Raw genomic sequence first — 17316 nt, forward strand, 5'->3', positions numbered from 1 at the left:
CAGAGCATGCGGAAATTCCATGGCGAAGCATGCGCGGCATGCGCAACCGCATTGCACACGGTTATTTCGACATCGACCTTGCCGTGGTTTGGGGCACGTTGCAAACAGCCCTGCCCACACTCAAAGTTCAGCTTGATTCCATCGTTCCTGAGTGAGCCAGGCTCGGGGCTTAAAGCCATATTCAATGCACATGGGTGGCCATACCCCATGACTTACGCAAATAACGAACTTTACGAGATTAACAAATCAACTTAAAATTACGGCGCCGGCATCTTGGGTGCTAGCCCCGTTTCGTTGGTCAAGCGGATGCACCAGGAAGAACACCATGAACACCCTCACCTTCCCCCTTTCGGCCGCACCGGAAATGCCCCGTGACAAAGCCAGTGAACAAGACCCCTACGCCTCAGAAGCGCAAACCAATGCGCTGCTGCACTTTGGCGCGCAGTACCGGCTGCAACGCATTCAGGCCGCTGACATGATCACCACCGACGAAGCCGCTGCCCTGTCGGGCACCACCCGCGTGACCATGAACGCCTGGATCAAAAGCGGCCGCTGCATTGGCGTGTCGCACCTGCGCCGGGGCTACAAGCTGCCCCGCTGGCAGTTCGAGCCGTTCATCTTTCCGGTCCTCGCACCCATGGCCGCCGCCTTGGGTTCGACCGACGGCTGGCAATTGCTGGCTTTCCTGGAAAGCCCGCACCCGGCACTGGACGGCCAGTCACCCCGCACCGCACTGAAGCAAGGCACAACTGCCCAACGCGTGATCGATCTGGCGACGGCAGAGGGGCATTGACCGCTTCTTTCCTTCAACTCCTGCAGCTTGCGTGCGTTGCGCTGCTGAATTTTCTGGACTCGAATTGAGAGGGCTCGTGGGCCGATTGCCTCAGAACCTCGCTAAACTTGCCCCATGCACCCCGCCATAGCCCAACACCGTGCCGACATTTCGGCCATCTGTCAGCGATACCAAATCCGCCGACTGGAGGTGTTCGGCTCGGCTGCTCGCGGCGACGACTTTGATGCCGAGCACAGCGACACCGACTTTTTGGTGGAGTTTTCAAAAGAAGCACCCGCCGACCTGCACCGCTTTTTTGGCATCAAGTCCGAGCTGGAATCCTTGTTGGGTCGGGGTGTCGATCTGGTCGAGCCCGGTGCCGTGCGCAACCCCTTTGTGCTGGCGAGCATCAACCGGTACCGCGAGGCGATCTATGCAACGTGACCCACGCGCTTTTTTGTGGGATGTGCGTGAAGCGGCACAGGCCATTCAAACTTTCACAGCAGGCTTGGATGTTGCCTCCTACGAAAACAATCAACTGGTTCAGGCCGCAGTTGAACGCAAGTTTGAAGTGATCAGAGAAGCCCTGAACCAACTCTCCAAGTTGGATGCAGCCATGGCAGCTCAACCGCCTGACCTGCCTCAAATCGTGGCGTTTCGGAATCAATTGATCCATGGTTACGCCACGGTCAACCCGAGTACGGTGTGAACCATTGCTCAACAGTCTCTGCCTGGTTTGATCAAAGCCGTTCAGGCTTTGCTGGGCGAGTAAGCTTAATTAATGGGTACGAACCAACCCAATTCGGGTATTTCGCCTGACCACAGCCAGCCGCCCATGACCACCCCACACATCACCACCCTAGAAGCCCTGCGCCAGCTCTACGGCCCGGCCCGAGAGCGCGCACTCAAAAAAGAAATCCCAGCGCTGGACGCGCATGCGGTGCAGTTCGTCGGCTTGTCGCCTTTTGTGGTGCTGGCCAGCAGCGACGCAGACGGACACATGGACGCGTCGCCGCGCGGGGGCGAGCCGGGTTTCGTCAAGGCGCCCGACGCGCACACGCTGCTGCTGCCCGACGCACCGGGCAACAACCGGCTGGACACGCTGGAGAACATCATCGCCACGGGGCGGTTGGGTTTGTTGTTCATGGTGCCGGGTTTTGACGAGACCTTGCGCGTCAATGGCCGCGCCGTGCTGTCCACCGACCCGGCTAATTTGGCGCTGTGCGCCGATGCACGGCGCGCGCCCGCGCTGGTCATTCGCGTGGCGGTGGAGTCGGTATATTTGCACTGCGCCAAGGCGTTCATGCGCTCGCAGCTTTGGGATGCATCGCGTCAAGTCGCCCGTGGGCAGATGCCCAACATGACCGAGATGCTGCGCGATCAGATTCGCGCCTTCAAAGGCGAAGAGATTGAAGGCGAAACTCAGGCCCAGATGATGGAACGCTACCGGCAATCGCTTTAGTGATCCGACCCGTTGAAGTTTGAATTACCCATGTTTTTGCCGCAGGGTACGGCTGAGCAAGATGACCGGAATCAAGCCCACCAGCACCAGCGCCAGCGAGGGCAGCGCGGCCTCACCCAGGCGCTCATCGCGCGCCAGCTGATAGGCCACCACCGCCAGGGTGTCGCTGTTGAAGGGGCGCAGCACCAAGGTGGCGGGCAGCTCCTTCATCACGTCCACAAACACCAACAAGGCCGCCGCCATGGTGGTGCGTTGCAGCAAGGGGGCGTGCACGCGGCGCATCAGGCCCCACCCGGTCACGCCCAGCATGCGGGCCGAATCATCGAGGCTCACAGGAATGCGGGCGTAGCCGCTTTGCACCGACTGCAAGGCCACCGCGCAAAAGCGTACCAGATAGGCCCACACCAGGCCCAGCGAGGTGGCCGTGATCCAGGACCCGGCCGAAGACGCAGGCCAGATTTGCTGAGTCCAACCCACCGGCAGCAACAAGCCCACCACCACCACCGCCCCGGGAATGGCATAACCCAAACCGACCAGGGCAATCGACCAACGGCTGATCGCATCACCGCGAGTGCGCACGCTGAAAGACAAGGCCATCGCCACGCCCACGGCGAGCACAGCGGTCACCGCGCCCAAGCGCAAACTGGTCCAGGCCCATTGGCCAAAACGCTCCCAGGGCAGCGCGGTGGTCTCACCCATCAAAGCGCGCAGCATGATGAGCACGGGCAAGACAAAACCCAGCAGCACCGGCAAGCCGCACAGCCCCCAGGCCAGCACGCGGTGCACCCCCATCAGTTGAACCGGCTGGGCCTCGGCAGAGCCCTGACGCGATCCACGCCCTTGGTTGAAGCGCATGCGCTTTTGGGCGCGTTGCTCCAACTGCAGCAAGACCACCACCACGGCCAGCAACACCGTGGCCAGTTGCGCGGCGGCGATGCGGTTATCCATCGAAAGCCAAGCCTTGTAAATACCGGCCGTGAAAGTCTGGATGCCGAAGTAACTGGACACCCCAAAATCGGCCAGGGTTTCCATGAGGGCCAGCGCCACACCGGCCGCCACAGCTGGGCGGGACAGCGGCAAGGCGATTTCGCGGATGCGACGGGACAAAGGCGCGCCCAGCAAACGGGCTGCTTCCATCAGGCCCGAAGCCCGCTCGACCAAGGCAGTGCGGGCCAGCAAATACACATAAGGGTAAAGCGAGAGCGTGAACACCAGGGCCGCGCCCCAGACGCTGCGCACATCGGGCCACAAACGCCCCTGCAAGCCCAGCGCCTCGCGCAAAGCCCCCTGCAGCGGGCCGCTGAACTGCAAGAAGTCGGTGTAGGCATAGGCCACCACATAAGCCGGCATGGCCAGCGGCAGCAGCAGCAGCCACTCCAACACCCCGCGCCCCGGAAAATCGAACAGCGTCACCAGCGCTGCGGTGGCCAAGCCCAGCACCGTCACACCCACCGCCACCATGAGGCAAAGACCCAGGGTGGTCAACGCGTAATCGGGCAGCACCGTGCGAGCCATCTCCAGCAAGATGTTGGCACTCTCATCGCTCCACTGCACCCACGAACCCAGCACGGCCAGCACAGGCAAGGCCAAAACCAGTGACAGCAAGGCAAACAGCAAGGAGGGAAAGCCCGATAAACGGCGGGCCAAAGTGGTCAGCATAGGCTTCGATTGTAGGAGCGCAAAACAACCTGCATACAATCCAGAGCATGTTTCTAGAACTCCGCCAACTGGACATCCAATACCCCGGCACCACCGCTTTCGCCGTGCGAGGGGTGAACCTTGGGCTGAGATCGGGCGATATCGGTGTGCTGATCGGGCCTTCTGGCTGCGGCAAAACCACCTTGCTGCGTGCGGTGGCAGGGCTGGAGCCCATCTCAGGGGGGCAGATTTTGCTGTCCAACCGGGTGGTGAGTGAAAAGGGCCACACCGAGCCGGCTGAGCGTCGCCGCATCGGCATGGTGTTTCAGGACTATGCGCTGTTTCCGCACATGGACGTAGGCCGTAACGTCGGCTTTGGCCTGGAACACCTGCCCAAAGCCGAGCGCCAAAAACGGGTGGCCGAGGTGCTGGAACTCGTGGGACTGACCGGCTCTGACAAGCGCTTTGCCCACGAGTTGTCGGGGGGCCAACAGCAACGCGTGGCGCTGGCCCGCGCCCTGGCTCCCAAGCCCGACCTGCTGCTGCTGGATGAGCCGTTTTCCAACCTGGACATCGACCTGCGCGAACGTCTGGCGCAAGAAGTACGCAACATCCTCAAAGCCGCCCAGGCCACCGCCCTGCTGGTCACGCACGACCAGCTCGAAGCCTTCGCGATCGGCGACGTGATTGGTGTGATGAACGAAGGCCAGTTGCACCAGTGGGACGACGCCTACAGCCTTTATCACCGTCCGGCCACCCGCTTTGTGGCCGACTTCATCGGTCATGGCGTGTTCACCCCTGCCACGCTGCGCGAAGTGGACGGACACATCTTGGTCAATACCCCGGTGGGTGAGTTGCGCGATGTGGCCGAATGCCCTTTGCCTTGCGCGTTTGAAGACGGTCAGTGCGACGTGCTGCTGCGGGCCGACGACATCGTGCACGACGACGACGCCCCGGTGAAGGCTCAGATCGTGCGCAAGGCTTTTCGGGGCTCGGAGTTTTTGTACACCTTGCAGCTGGCCACGGGCGAACAGCTGATGGCCCATGTGCCCAGCCACCATGACCACAAGATCGGCGAATGGATCGGCATTCGGGCCGAAGTGGACCACGTCGTCACCTTCAACCGCACCTGCCCAATGACCGACCGTGAACTTTGCCAGATGCCCTGCGCCCAAGCCAAAGCCCGCGAGCACACCGATTCAATACATCAAAATATCAAAAGATCAAATTTACATGAAATGTAGGTTTGGAGATCGGCTTTTCATGCCCAAAAAGCCGTTGCCAAGGCTGTCCCTCGGCTCTTTCATCTTCCCCTCACTGCCTGCCATCTGCCCCCCGTTTTTAACCGGTGGCGGTCTTTGGTGAATACAAGCTGCTCCAATGCAAGAGCAGAACGCTTTCAAGGTCTTGAGTCCTGTCGGCACCTACCAAATTAATCAAAATTCTTATTTTTAATAATTCTTTGATGTTCTTCTAAAAAAAATACCTTTACCGGAATACAATAAAATGTGGAACACTCCAAAAAACAGTCCTACTTGAAAAACCGATGGTTTCGAAATCTTATCCAAGCCTAAAAAAAATCTGCGAGATCCGCAACCGAGAATCAAGCTGGTTTTTTGGATTTCAGGCACGTCGCGCTGGCCTCGCCGCCTCGTGCAACCTCGGACCAGGCTTCACGCGCCTTGCCGCACTGGGCTTTGCGTGATGCACAAGGGACATGCACCCACGATGCGCTTGTCGCACCATTGGCCATGAAATCCGCAACTCTGAAAAAACGCCATTTTTTTTGGATTTTGTTGGTTTTGGCGCTGATGCACTTGTCACAATTGATGGCCAAAAACGACGCCCAAAGCGGCGGCTGGACACCCCCCATTGAGCCACCCGGTTCTGTGATCGTGACCCCCTTGAGCGAAAGTTCGCCCGTTCAACGGCCTGTCAACAGGACCGCTGAATCCCCAAAGCGCCTGGCCACCGCGGCCCCAGCCACCACGACCGCGCATCAGTTGCCCCCACCAACCCAGGCCAGCGGCAGTGAAGCGGCGCTGCGTCAGGCGATTGATCAATGGAGCCAAGCCTGGGGTGGACAGGCCATCCCTCAGTATCTGGGCATGTACGCCAGCGATTTCGAGCCCCCCAAGGGGCTGAGCCGCCCTGCTTGGGTCAAGCAGCGTACGCAGCGCATCGCCAGTAAAAAAAGCATCCGACACGACATTCAAAATCTCACCATCCAGTTCAACGCAAGCCAGGCCACAGTGCGCTTCACGCAGATCTACCAGGACGAGCGTGTTCGTTCGATCGACCGCAAGACCATGCATTGGGTGTGGCGCAGTGGCCAATGGCAAATCACCCGAGAAGCCACGGACTGAGGCAAAACACCAAGTGGGCAAGGTTTGCGCTGGCTGTTAAACCCCTCAGGCCAAAGGCCTGATGTATGGGCAGCCGGGCTGGATCAGGTTGATGGGCCACAAAAAGGGCCATGAGAGACCGACTCAGGGGGTGTCCCGCAATATTGTGATGTCCCGGCGAAGGTCCTGCGCCCATGCCCGGCGGTCACGTCCCATAGCAGCTTGGGGTTCGCCAAAGTGCACCACGGCTTCGATACGGCGGGCTTTCAGGGTGCGCCACATGGAGCCGATCAGGGTGTCGTCGCCGATGTAGCACGGCGCAAAACTGAGCTCGCCCGTTTGGGCATCGACGAATTTGAGCGACATGGGCTGCACCATGGCTTCGGCCTGGATGGCCGCCTGGATCAGGTTGGCGTGAAAGGGCAGCAACTCGCGCCCGTCGCTGGTTGTGCCTTCGGGGAACACCGCCACCACATCCCCATTCCTCATGGCGTCGGCCATGTCTTTGACCATGCGCAGCGCGTCTTTGCGGTTGGTGCGTTCGATGTAGAGCGTGCCTGCGCCCGTGGCCAGCATGCCCACCAGCGGCCAGTCGCGGATGTCGGATTTGGAGACGAATCGGCAGTGCCTGGCCGCGTGAATGACCAGGATGTCGAGCCATGAGATGTGGTTGGCCACCATGAGCGCCGGTCCGCTGGGCAGCGGTTGGCCAAGCACCCGCAAATGGATGCCCCACAGTGCCAAAAATTGCAGCGCCCAGGCTTGCACGCGCATCTCACGCTGCTCGGGACTCAGCTGGGGAAAGCGCAGGTAAATGGTCCACATGCCCATGAGCACATGCCACAGGCCGCGCAGGAATTTCCAGATGGCCATCACAAAGTTCATAACTGCGCGACCGCTTGTGTTGTCAAGTTTTGATCGCACGAGTGGTGTCCTGCGGACCAATGCACGTCGCATCGCCCACGGGGGTGGGCTCCTGCAAGAATGTGCGTCACTTGGGTGTGTCTCACGCGGCCTCGAACGCCACTTGCCCGCCGACCACCGTGGCCAACACGCGGCCGGGCAACTCGTAACCGGAAAACGGCGTGCTTTTGCCCTGAGTGCGCAGCGAAGCCTCGCTCACCAACCAGTGGCCTTCGGTGGACAGCACGCACACATCGGCCACGCCCCCCACGGCCAGATGACCCACTGAGTCTTGCAGGTTGCCCAAGGTGGTGCCGAGCACGCGGGCCGGATCGGCGGTGAGGCGCGAGAGCACTTGCGGCACAGGCAAAGCGGCCTCCTGACCCCACTTGAGCGCCAGGCTCCACAGCAGCTCCATGCCGGTGGCACCAGGTTCGGCTTCGGCAAATGGCAAAGCCTTGGCGTCGGCGTCCACCGGGGTGTGGTCCGACACCAGCGCGTCGATCGTGCCATCGGCCAGTCCTGCACGCAAGGCGTCGCGGTCGCGCTGCTGGCGCAGCACCGGCGTGAGGCGGGAACGGCTGTCAAAGTAGCCCATGTCGGCGTCGGTCAGGTGCAGCGAGTTGATGCTCACATCGGCCGTGACGGGCAGGCCCTCGGCCTTCGCCTTGCGGATCAGCTCCACGCCCTGGGCGCTGCTGATCCGGCACAGGTGCACGCGGGCACGGGTGCTGCGCACCAGCTCAAAAATCGTGTGCAGGGCAATCGTCTCGGCCGCCACCGAGACGCCCGACAAGCCCATGCGCGTGGCCAGCGGGCCACTGGCGGCCACGCCTTTGCCCAGGTGCAGCTCCTGCGGGCGCAGCCAGACGGTGTAGCCAAAGGTGCTGGCGTATTGCAGCGCGCGTTGCAGCACCTGGGTGCTGGCAATCGGCACCTCGGCCTGAGAAAACCCCACGCAACCAGCGGCAGTCAGCTGGCCCATTTCGGTCAGCACATCGCCCTTGAGGCCCACCGTGAGCGCACCCAGCGGCAGCACACGCGCTTGGTGCAATTTTTCGGCGCGGTAGCGCAGCATCTCGACCAGACCCGGCTCGTCGAGCACCGGGTCTGTGTCGGGCGGGCAGACCAGGCAGGTCACGCCACCGGCCACAGCGGCGGCCATTTCGCTCTCCAGCATGCCCGCGTGCTCCTGGCCAGGTTCGCGCAGGCGTGCTGCCAAATCCACCAGACCCGGTGCCACGATGCAACCATGGGCATCGATCACGCGGTTGGGCTTGAAGTCGGCGGGCAACTGGCCCACGGCCACGATGCGTCCGGCGGCGATGGTCACATCGGCGGTTTGGTCAAAGCCGCTGGCGGGGTCGATCACGCGGCCGTTTTGAATCAAGAGCTTCATGGTTTTTTCCTTAAGCCTCGTTGCCAGCGACGATGCTCATCACCGCCATGCGCACCGCGATGCCAAAGGTCACCTGCGGCAAGATCACGCTTTGCTGGCCGTCGACCACGGCCGAGTCGATCTCGACCCCCCGGTTGATCGGGCCCGGGTGCATGACGATGGCGTCGGGCTTGGCCCGTTGCAGTTTTTCGGGGGTCAGACCAAAACTCTCGAAGTATTCCTGGCTGGAGGGCAGCAGCGCGCCGCTCATGCGTTCGTTTTGCAGGCGCAGCATGATGACCACGTCACAGTCCTTGATGCCTTCTTCGAGGTTGTTGAACACGCGCACACCCATCTGGGCCATGTCGGCGGGCACCAGCGTTTTAGGGCCAACCACACGCACTTCGGCGCAGCCCAGCGTGGTGAGTGCGTGAATGTCAGACCGCGCCACGCGCGAGTGCAGCACATCACCCACAATGGCCACGGTGAGGTTGGCAAAGTCTTTTTTGTAGTGCCGGATGGTGTACATGTCCAGCAGGCCCTGGGTAGGGTGGGCGTGCCGCCCGTCACCCGCATTGACCACATGCACATGGGGCGCGACATGCTGCGCGATCAAATACGGCGCGCCCGACTCGCTGTGGCGCACCACAAAGATGTCGGCGGCCATCGCGCTCAGGTTGGCAATCGTGTCAAGCAGCGACTCGCCCTTGGCTGCCGACGAGCGGGCAATGTCCAGCGTGTACACGTCAGCCGACAAGCGGGTGGCGGCAATGTCAAAGGTCGTGCGGGTGCGGGTGCTGTTTTCAAAAAACAGGTTGAACACGCTCTTGCCGCGCAAGAGGGGCACCTTTTTGACTTCGCGGTCGCTCACGCTGACGAAACTGGCCGCCGTGTCAAGGATGTGGGTGAGGATGTCCTTGGACAAGCCTTCGGTGGAGAGCAGGTGGATCAGCTCGCCGTTTTGGTTGAGTTGGGGGTTGTTGCGTTTGTAGAGCATGTTGTTTTCACCTCAGTCAGGCTTTGTTCTCCACTTCGAAACTGAATCGACCCGCCTCGTCGCGGGCCAGCGCCAGCGATTGCGTCTCGGGCAGGGCCACGCGGGCAGCGGCGAAGTCGGCCTGCACCGGCAGCTGGCGCCCACCACGGTCCACCAGCACGGCCAGCTGCACGCGGGCGGGGCGGCCGTAGTCAAAGATTTCGTTCAGCACGGCGCGAATCGTGCGGCCGGTGTAGAGCACATCGTCGAGGATCAGGATGTCGGCCCCAGCCACCTCAAACGGCATGCTGGTCTGACCACCTGCCGACAAGCCGCGCTGGGCAAAGTCGTCGCGGTGCATGACCGAAGACACCTGACCCGCTTCACCGGCCAGGCCCAGGTCGCGTTGCAGGCGCTGGGCCAGCCAGGCACCACCCGAGGTGATGCCCACGAGGCGGGTGTTGTCCTGACACAGGCTGCGCACGCCGCGCAAGAGTTCTTGGTACAGGGCTTCTGCATTCAACGCCAAAGCACTCATGGCAGGCTCCTTAAGAATTGGTCCAGAATGATCGCCGCCGCCGCCGCATCGGCGTCTTTGGCGCCATAAGCATGCGCTTCGGTGGTGGTGTAGCGCTCGTCCACTTCGTACACCGACAGGCCAAAACGGCCGCGCAACTGGCGGCCGAACTTGCGGGCGCGCAAGGTGTTTTCGTGCTCGCCGCCATCGGGATGGGTGGGCACACCGATCACCAGTGCATCGGGCTGCCACTCTTGGATGCGTTTGGCAATGTGCTCAAAGCGGGCGTCGCCCTCGGCGGCGATGGTGCCCTGCGGAGTAGCCGATTTGATCAGTCGGTTGCCCACGGCCACGCCAGTGCGCTTGAGGCCATAGTCAAAGGCCAGAAAACTCTGGTGATGGGAAGGGATGGCTTGGTCGGGCGTGCTGTTCATGCGTGCCCCGCGTCAGGCGAGAGCATCCAGCTTTTGAGGCCCAGCAGTTCCAGGGCGCGGTCGTAACGCTCGGCCATGGGCACCTCAAAAATCACTTCAGCAGAGGCCGCCACCGTGAGCCAGGTGTTCTCGCCCAACTCGGATTCGAGTTGGCCTTCACCCCAAGACGCATAGCCCAGCGTGACCAGCACACGGCGCGGGCCTGCGCCAGAAGACAGGGCTTCAAGGACGTCACGCGAAGTGGTCATCTCCAGCCCACCGGGCACGGTGAGCGTCGACGCGTAAGCCGAGCCTTCTTGTTGGGTCTTGTCCGTGCAAAGTGGATCGTGAAAAGGGCCGTGCAAAGGGTCGTGCAGCACAAAGCCGCGCTCGGTTTGCATTGGCCCGCCGTGACCCACTGGGTTTTGCATCAGGTCTTCGCGGCGCAGGGGCAACTCCACCTTGTCAAACAAAAGGCGCATGCTGATGTCAGAGGGTTTGTTGATGATCAGGCCCATGGCCCCGCGGGGGCTGTGCTCGCACATGTAGATGACGCTGCGGGCGAATGCCTCGTCCTCCAACCCGGGCATGGCGATCAGGAAATGATGCTTGAGGTCAATGGAGGCAGAATCAGCGGTCATGCACCGATTTTAGCGGTCCCGACTCTGCAGGCGGGGTCACGGGTGCATTGTTTGACTCAAACCGGCAAACCCCGATGGAAACCCCTTTTTCTTGTGGCCTGGTCTGGCTGCGGCGCGACCTGCGCGTGAGTGACCACGCAGCCCTGCACCATGCCTTGCAGCACTGTCAGCGGGTGCATGTGGTCTTTGTGTTCGACACCGAAATTTTGGACGCCCTGCCCCGCGCCGACCGCCGGGTCGAGTTCATCCGCGAGTCGCTGGTCGAAGTCGATGTCCGTTTGCGGGAAATGTCGGGCCACCCGCAGGCGGGCCTGATCGTGCGCCACGGCGTGGCCAAGGACAAAATCGTCAAACTGGCCCAGCACCTGCAGGCCCAAGTGGTGTTTGCCAACCACGACGACGAGCCCCTGGCGCTGGCGCGCGACATCCAAGTGCGCGGCCATCTGGCCGACCACGGCATCGTGCTGCACACCTTCAAGGACCATGTGGTGTTTGAGCGCCACGAGGTGCTGACCCAAATGGCCAAGCCCTTCAGCGTCTTCACGCCCTACAAAAACGCCTGGTTGAAAAAAGTCACGCCCGAAGACCTGCAGGCTTTCGAGGTGGCCGCACTGGCTAAACGGCTGGCCCCGCGCCCCGATGATTTGGCGCATCCGGTGCCCAGCCTGCACGACATGGGCTTTGAGCCCACCAACCTGCAGGCCCTGAAAATCCCCACGGGGGAGTCGGGCGCGCAGGCCTTGCTGCAAGACTTTTTGACCCGCATTGACCAGTACGAAGACACACGCAACTTTCCGGCCGTCAAAGGCCCCAGTTACCTGAGCGTGCATTTGCGCTTTGGCACCGTGTCGATCCGCCAACTGGCCCGCGAGGCGCATCCACGCATGCTGGCGGGCAGCACGGGGGCCAGTGTGTGGCTGTCAGAGTTGATTTGGCGCGACTTTTATGTGCAGGTGCTGCACAACTTTGCCCATGTGGGCCAAGGCAAAAGCTTCAAGCCCGACTACGACGCCATCCGCTGGGAACATGGCCCCCACGCCCACAAGTTGTTTGACGCTTGGTGCGAAGCGCGTACCGGTTACCCGCTGGTGGACGCGGCCATGCGCCAGATCAACCAGACGGGCTACATGCACAACCGCCTGCGCATGGTGGTGGCGAGCTTTTTGGTCAAGGATTTGGGCATCGACTGGCGCTGGGGCGAAAAGTACTTTGCTACCCACCTGAACGACTTTGACCTGTCGGCCAACAACGGCGGCTGGCAGTGGGCCAGCTCCAGCGGGTGTGACGCGCAGCCCTACTTTCGCATCTTCAACCCGATCAGCCAAAGCGAAAAATTTGACCCCGAGGGAAAGTTCATCCGCCGCTATGTGCCCGAGTTGGCGGCCCTGCCCACGGCCGCGTTGCACGCCCCCTGGCTGGCCAAACCCATGGAATTGCAAGCGGCGGGGGTGGTGGTTGGCAAGACTTACCCTGCCCCCATCGTTGACCACCCCGAAGCCCGCGAGAAAACGCTGGCCCGGTATGCGGTGGTCAAGAAAAGCGCCGACTGATCAGATGGCGACCATCTCGAAATCTTCCTTGCGGGCCGCGCATTCGGGGCAAGTCCAGTTCATGGGCACGTCTGCCCATTGGGTGCCCGGCGCAATGCCGTGCTCGGGGTCGCCCTCGGCTTCGTCGTAAATCCAGCCGCAAATCAGGCACATCCAAGTTTTGTGTTCCATCACCGTGTCGCAATCAGAGAGTCGAATAGAATAATTTGATTGTATCGGCCCATTCGACACATGCCCTGTCTGAGGGGTGCCATGGCCCCGACATTTGACCTTCAATGACCGATTCCAAGCCTGCCAACACCGACAAAGAACAACTTCTGGATGACCAAGAGTCTGCCAGCCTGGCCTGCGTGCTGTCCTTCAACGCCAACGACCCCAGCGGCGCCGGCGGCCTGAGCTGCGACTCCGTGACCATGGCCTCGGTGGGGGCGCATTGCATGCCCATTTGCACGGGCACTTATGTGCGCGACACCAGCAGCATCACCGACTTTTTTGCGCTCGACGACGAAGCCGTGCACGACCAAGCCCGCGCTGTGGCCGAAGATGTGCCGGTGCAAGTCATCAAAGTGGGCTTTGTCGGCACGCCCGAGAGTTTGGCGGTGATCGCCGAGTTGTCGGACGACTACGACGGCGTGCCGGTCGTGGCCTACATGCCCAACTTGTCGTGGTGGGAAGAAGACAAGATCGACGCCTATTTGGACGCTTTTCGCGAACTGTTGCTGCCCCAAACCAGCGTGTTGGTGGGCCACCACAGCACGCTGCGCCGCTGGCTGCTGCCCGACTGGAGCGGCGATCGCAACCCTGGCCCGCGCGACATCGCCAAAGCAGCTGCCGAGCTGGGCGTGCCCTACACCTTGGTGACCGGGCTGCCCTTGCCCGAGCAACACATCGACAATGTGCTGGCCTCGCCCGAAACCGTGCTGACCCACGAAAAGTTTGAACGCATCGAGGCGGTCTTTGCGGGTGCGGGCGACACGCTCACCGCGGCTTTGGCCGCCTTGCTGGCCACCGGCATGGACCTGCCCGAAGCCACCAGCGAAGCCCTGCACTACCTGGACCGCTGCCTGGACGAAGGCTTTCGGCCCGGCATGGGCCAAGTCATTCCGGACCGCCTGTTCTGGGCCCTGCCTGAAGGCGAAGAAACCGACGACGATGGCCCTGAAGTGCACCCCGGGGGGGATTATTTTGAAGTGCCTTTCAACGAAACCAAACACTGAGACCCGACATGACCGACCGCAACCAAGCCCTGTTTGACCGCGCCGCCCAAGTGATTCCCGGTGGGGTCAACTCGCCCGTGCGCGCCTTTCGCGCCGTGGGCGGCACGCCGCGCTTTGTGCAGCGCGCCCAAGGCGCCTATTTTTGGGACGCCAATGGCCAGAAATACATCGATTACATCGGCTCTTGGGGCCCCATGATCCTGGGCCACGGCCACCCCGCTGTGCTCGAAGCGGTGCAAAAAGCGGCCCTCGACGGCTTCTCGTTTGGTGCCCCCACCGAACGCGAGATCGAGCTGGCCGAAGAAATCCTCAAGCATGTGCCGTCCATGGAAATGGTGCGCCTGGTCAGCTCAGGCACCGAAGCGGGCATGAGCGCGCTGCGCCTGGCTCGCGGGGCCACCGGCCGCAGCAAGTTCATCAAGTTTGAAGGCTGCTACCACGGCCATGCCGATGCGCTGCTGGTCAAAGCCGGCTCGGGCCTGGCCACCTTTGGCAACCCCACCAGTGCAGGCGTGCCGCCCGAAGTGGTGCGCGACACCCTGGTGCTGGAGTACAACAACATTCAGCAGCTGGAAGAGGCCTTTGCTCTGCACGGCAAGGAACTGGCCTGCGTGATGATTGAACCCATTGCGGGCAACATGAACTTTGTGCGCGCCAGCGTGCCTTTCATGACGCGCTGCCGCGAGCTGTGCACCGAGTACGGCGCGCTGCTGGTGTTTGACGAAGTCATGTCCGGTTTCCGCGTGGCCTTGGGCAGCGCCCAAAGCGTGTACGCCAAAGCCATTCCCGGCTTCAAGCCCGACATGACGGTGCTGGGCAAGGTGATTGGCGGCGGCATGCCGCTGGCCGCCTTTGGTGGCCCGCGCGAGATCATGCGCCAACTGGCCCCCACCGGCCCGGTGTACCAGGCGGGCACGCTCAGCGGCAACCCGGTGGCCACGGCCTGCGGCCTGACCACGCTGCGCGAGATCGCCAAGCCCGGCTTTTTTGAAGCGCTGAGCGCCCGCACGCAAAGCCTGGTCGATGGTCTCAAAGGCGCTGCGGCCAATGCCGGCGTGCCCTTCAGCGCCGACTGCCAAGGCGGCATGTTTGGTTTCTTCTTGCTGCCCGAGTTGGCGCAAAACTACGCCCAGGTCATGACCAGTGACAGCCCCAAGTTCAACAAGCTTTTCCACGGTTTATTGGACGGCGGTGTCTACATCGCACCCGCTTTGTACGAAGCGGGTTTTGTCAGCGCCGCCCACACCGAAGCCGACATCGCTGAGACGGTGCGGGTGGCGGCTGATGTGTTCAAAACCCTCTGACTTTGTGGGAGCCCACCCCGTGGGCGATGGGCGAGGCACACGCCCCAAGAACATCGCCCACAGCTTGGGCTTCTCCGGAGTGACCCCAGTGAAATTGCCCTTTCCACCTGATCTGATCTTGGGCTCTTGCCTCAAAGCCGTCAGCTTGGCTGTGCTGTGCACCCTAGGCGACGCAGCAAAAGCCGAGTTCGATGCCAGTCGCCTGTGGGTGAACGCCGGGTTTTACTCGGCGCACTTTGACTCCGACAAAAGCCTGCGCAATGCCAACCCGGGCATCGGCTTCGAATACCGCATCGACGACACCTGGGCGGCCACCGCGGGGCGTTTTCGCAACAGCAACAACGCCAACTCCAGCTATGTGGGGGCTTATTACCAGCCCTGGACCTATGCCGGCGTCAAACTGGGCGTGGTGGCCGGGGCTTTCAACGGCTACCCCAATGCCTACCAGGGCGGCTGGTTTCCGGCCCTCATTCCCACCGCCAGCCTGGAAGGCCAGCACTGGGGCCTGAACGTGGCTTTGGTTCCGCCCCTCAGAGACCGCCTGTACGGTGCGGTCAGTTTTCAGCTCAAGTACCGCTTTCGTTGACACGGCACTGTCCGGCACACGACAAGTGCAGGGATTCCATGGGTGCACAGCGCCTCTGGGCTCACCAATAATGGACGATTGACCGAAGACCCATGGAGACCCCCCGATGAACTCATCACGCCGCCAACTGAACACCTTGCTGGGCGCCAGCCTTTTGAGTCTGGGGACTGCCCCTTTGGCCTGGGCGCAAACTGCGGCCACCCCAACACCACTCAAGCTGATCGTGCCCTTCACCCCCGGCACCGGCATCGACCTGATCGCTCGCACCTTGGGGCCCAAACTCTCGCAGCGCCTGAACCGCCCGGTGGTGGTGGAAAACCGTGTGGGCGCCTCCGGCAACATTGGCACCGAAGCCGTCGTGCGGGCCGCGCCCGATGGCGCTACCTTATTGGTGAGCGTCAACACCTTGGTCATGAACCGGGCGTTGTACCCAGGCCTGAGTTTTGACGCGGTGAAAGACCTGAGCGCCGTGTCGCAAACCAGCTGGGGACAACTGCTGCTGGTGACGCACCCTAAAACCGGCTACAAGAATGCTGGCGAATTGGTGCAAGCGGCGCGACAGCAACCGGGCCGGCTCAACTACGCATCGCCCGGCGTGGGCACGCCACACCACTTGTCAATGGAGTTGTTCAAAAACACGGCCCGGGTGTTTCTGACGCACATCCCCTATCGAGGCACTGGCCCGGCCGTGACCGATTTGCTGGGTGGCCAGGTGGACGCGATGTTCCTGCCCATCCATGTGGCCTTGCCGCACATCCGATCCGGCCGGATGGTGGCGTTGGGCATTGGCAGTGACAAGCGTCACGCCCTGCTGCCCGATCTGCCCACCCTGAGCGAAGCCAAAGCGGGCAATGTGAACGTGGACATGTGGTACGGCGTCTTTGCCCCCAAAGGCACGCCGGCCGACACCGTCAACCTGTACAACCGCGAGATCAACCAACTGCTCAGCGGCGAAGACGTGCAAAAAGCATTTGTTTCGCAAGGCATGGACCCCAGCGGCAGCACGCCGCAAGCCTTTGCCCAACTGGTCGAGCGCGACGCCGAACGCTGGGCCCGCCTGATCAAGGACCAGGGCATCAAAGCCGACTGATGTGAACGCGCTCAGGGCGCGCTGTCTGGGTCGGTGGGGGTGTTGGAGTCTGTGGGCAACACCAGGCAACGCGTCAGCCCAAACCGCTGAAAGTCACGGTCAAACGTGACCATGCGAAGGCCAGCGCTTTGGGCTGTGGCCGCCAGGCACATATCGGTCCACAAGCGAATGGGCTGGGGCTCACCGCGACGCCCCAGTAACTGCGCAATGGCGTCATCCAAACCGGGTGGGTCGGCCAGCAAACCCACGGCAGGCGTTTCCAGCCATTGGCGGTACATGGCCATGGCCTGCGTCAAGTTCAACACATTGGGGCCCATCGCCTGGGGCTGCGACAGCACGCGCACCAAACCCATCATGGTGCTTCGGCAAAACCACAAAGGCGTTGCGGCCGTGCAGGCCGATTTCCAGTAGCGCATGGCCTGCGCATGAAACGGGTGAGCGGCGCTGCACAAACCTACCCACACATTGACATCGAGCAAATCACCCGGTGCCAAGCGCCAGTTGGCCGAGGCCTCAGCCACGCC

At 62.0% G+C, this 17316-nt stretch carries 21 protein-coding genes; 12 read left to right on the forward strand and 9 right to left on the reverse strand.

Annotation, left to right across the window (positions count from 1 at the left end; translation table 11 throughout):
- From ACIQ47_RS10080 to ACIQ47_RS10100, 5 genes are all read left to right on the forward strand, one after another.
- The coding region (locus ACIQ47_RS10080) for a DUF86 domain-containing protein (protein WP_396438018.1) at positions 1–155 on the forward strand (155 nt) is incomplete at its 5' end.
- 170 nt (positions 156–325) lie between these two features.
- A complete protein-coding gene (locus tag ACIQ47_RS10085; protein ID WP_396438003.1) occupies positions 326–793 on the forward strand; it encodes a hypothetical protein in 468 nt (155 codons plus the stop codon).
- 114 nt (positions 794–907) lie between these two features.
- Complete coding sequence (locus tag ACIQ47_RS10090; RefSeq protein ID WP_396438004.1) at positions 908–1216, forward strand: nucleotidyltransferase family protein; 309 nt, start codon at positions 908–910, stop codon at positions 1214–1216.
- Positions 1206–1481, forward strand: a complete 276-nt coding sequence (locus ACIQ47_RS10095) for a DUF86 domain-containing protein (RefSeq protein ID WP_396438005.1) — start codon at positions 1206–1208, stop codon at positions 1479–1481. Before ACIQ47_RS10090 ends, ACIQ47_RS10095 begins: the two co-directional genes overlap by 11 nt.
- Before the next feature lie 126 nt (positions 1482–1607).
- Positions 1608–2234: a pyridoxamine 5'-phosphate oxidase family protein gene (locus tag ACIQ47_RS10100; RefSeq protein WP_396438006.1), complete on the forward strand. Its 627-nt coding sequence runs from the start codon at positions 1608–1610 to the stop codon at positions 2232–2234.
- Positions 2235–2258: 24 nt separating this feature from the next.
- Here the strand turns inward: ACIQ47_RS10100 and ACIQ47_RS10105 are convergent, their stop codons facing one another.
- A complete protein-coding gene (locus ACIQ47_RS10105) occupies positions 2259–3893 on the reverse strand; it encodes an ABC transporter permease (RefSeq protein ID WP_396438007.1) in 1635 nt (544 codons plus the stop codon).
- A 47-nt stretch (positions 3894–3940) separates the two neighbouring features.
- Here ACIQ47_RS10105 and ACIQ47_RS10110 point away from each other — a divergent pair, with 47 nt between their 5' ends.
- Complete coding sequence (locus ACIQ47_RS10110) at positions 3941–5116, forward strand: ABC transporter ATP-binding protein (RefSeq protein ID WP_396438008.1); 1176 nt, start codon at positions 3941–3943, stop codon at positions 5114–5116.
- A 507-nt stretch (positions 5117–5623) separates the two neighbouring features.
- Complete coding sequence (locus ACIQ47_RS10115) at positions 5624–6238, forward strand: hypothetical protein (RefSeq protein WP_396438009.1); 615 nt, start codon at positions 5624–5626, stop codon at positions 6236–6238.
- A gap of 123 nt (positions 6239–6361) precedes the next feature.
- On the opposite strand, the gene ACIQ47_RS10120 is transcribed toward ACIQ47_RS10115, so the two are convergent.
- The 6 genes from ACIQ47_RS10120 to ACIQ47_RS10145 all read right to left on the reverse strand — a co-directional run bounded on the left by ACIQ47_RS10120 (position 6362) and on the right by ACIQ47_RS10145 (position 11045).
- Complete coding sequence (locus ACIQ47_RS10120; RefSeq protein ID WP_396438010.1) at positions 6362–7102, reverse strand: lysophospholipid acyltransferase family protein; 741 nt, start codon at positions 7100–7102, stop codon at positions 6362–6364.
- Positions 7103–7223: 121 nt separating this feature from the next.
- Positions 7224–8519, reverse strand: a complete 1296-nt coding sequence (locus ACIQ47_RS10125) for a dihydroorotase (protein WP_396438011.1) — start codon at positions 8517–8519, stop codon at positions 7224–7226.
- Between the two features lie 10 nt (positions 8520–8529).
- Positions 8530–9495, reverse strand: coding sequence for an aspartate carbamoyltransferase catalytic subunit (locus tag ACIQ47_RS10130; protein ID WP_296292722.1), 966 nt, complete (start codon positions 9493–9495; stop codon positions 8530–8532).
- A 16-nt stretch (positions 9496–9511) separates the two neighbouring features.
- Positions 9512–10012: a bifunctional pyr operon transcriptional regulator/uracil phosphoribosyltransferase PyrR gene (pyrR, locus tag ACIQ47_RS10135; RefSeq protein WP_396428569.1), complete on the reverse strand. Its 501-nt coding sequence runs from the start codon at positions 10010–10012 to the stop codon at positions 9512–9514.
- The gene (gene ruvX / locus ACIQ47_RS10140; RefSeq protein WP_296292725.1) at positions 10009–10425 is read right to left on the reverse strand and encodes a Holliday junction resolvase RuvX; all 417 of its coding nucleotides are present in this window, start codon (positions 10423–10425) and stop codon (positions 10009–10011) included. The genes pyrR and ruvX overlap by 4 nt, the downstream gene beginning before the upstream one ends.
- Complete coding sequence (locus tag ACIQ47_RS10145) at positions 10422–11045, reverse strand: YqgE/AlgH family protein (protein WP_396438012.1); 624 nt, start codon at positions 11043–11045, stop codon at positions 10422–10424. The genes ruvX and ACIQ47_RS10145 overlap by 4 nt, the downstream gene beginning before the upstream one ends.
- Before the next feature lie 74 nt (positions 11046–11119).
- Here ACIQ47_RS10145 and ACIQ47_RS10150 point away from each other — a divergent pair, with 74 nt between their 5' ends.
- Positions 11120–12595, forward strand: a complete 1476-nt coding sequence (locus ACIQ47_RS10150; RefSeq protein ID WP_296292727.1) for a deoxyribodipyrimidine photo-lyase — start codon at positions 11120–11122, stop codon at positions 12593–12595.
- On the opposite strand, the gene ACIQ47_RS10155 is transcribed toward ACIQ47_RS10150, so the two are convergent.
- Positions 12596–12766, reverse strand: a complete 171-nt coding sequence (locus tag ACIQ47_RS10155; RefSeq protein ID WP_293750619.1) for a rubredoxin — start codon at positions 12764–12766, stop codon at positions 12596–12598.
- Positions 12767–12870: 104 nt separating this feature from the next.
- Between ACIQ47_RS10155 and ACIQ47_RS10160 the strand changes: the two genes are divergently transcribed.
- The 4 genes from ACIQ47_RS10160 to ACIQ47_RS10175 all read left to right on the forward strand — a co-directional run bounded on the left by ACIQ47_RS10160 (position 12871) and on the right by ACIQ47_RS10175 (position 16792).
- Entirely contained in the window at positions 12871–13812 is a 942-nt protein-coding gene (locus ACIQ47_RS10160) for a hydroxymethylpyrimidine/phosphomethylpyrimidine kinase (protein ID WP_396438013.1), read from the forward strand.
- A gap of 8 nt (positions 13813–13820) precedes the next feature.
- The gene (gene hemL / locus ACIQ47_RS10165) at positions 13821–15116 is read left to right on the forward strand and encodes a glutamate-1-semialdehyde 2,1-aminomutase (RefSeq protein WP_396438014.1); all 1296 of its coding nucleotides are present in this window, start codon (positions 13821–13823) and stop codon (positions 15114–15116) included.
- A gap of 4 nt (positions 15117–15120) precedes the next feature.
- On the forward strand, positions 15121–15702 hold the full coding sequence (locus tag ACIQ47_RS10170) for a hypothetical protein (RefSeq protein ID WP_396438015.1): 582 nt from the start codon (positions 15121–15123) through the stop codon (positions 15700–15702).
- 106 nt (positions 15703–15808) lie between these two features.
- Complete coding sequence (locus tag ACIQ47_RS10175; RefSeq protein ID WP_396438016.1) at positions 15809–16792, forward strand: tripartite tricarboxylate transporter substrate binding protein; 984 nt, start codon at positions 15809–15811, stop codon at positions 16790–16792.
- 11 nt (positions 16793–16803) lie between these two features.
- Here ACIQ47_RS10175 and ACIQ47_RS10180 read toward each other — a convergent pair.
- A partial coding sequence (locus ACIQ47_RS10180) for a TA system VapC family ribonuclease toxin (RefSeq protein WP_396438017.1) occupies positions 16804–17316 on the reverse strand: 513 nt, incomplete at its 5' end.

The sequence above is a fragment of the Limnohabitans sp. genome, from assembly GCF_044373035.1.
Taxonomy (GTDB): domain Bacteria; phylum Pseudomonadota; class Gammaproteobacteria; order Burkholderiales; family Burkholderiaceae_C; genus Limnohabitans_A.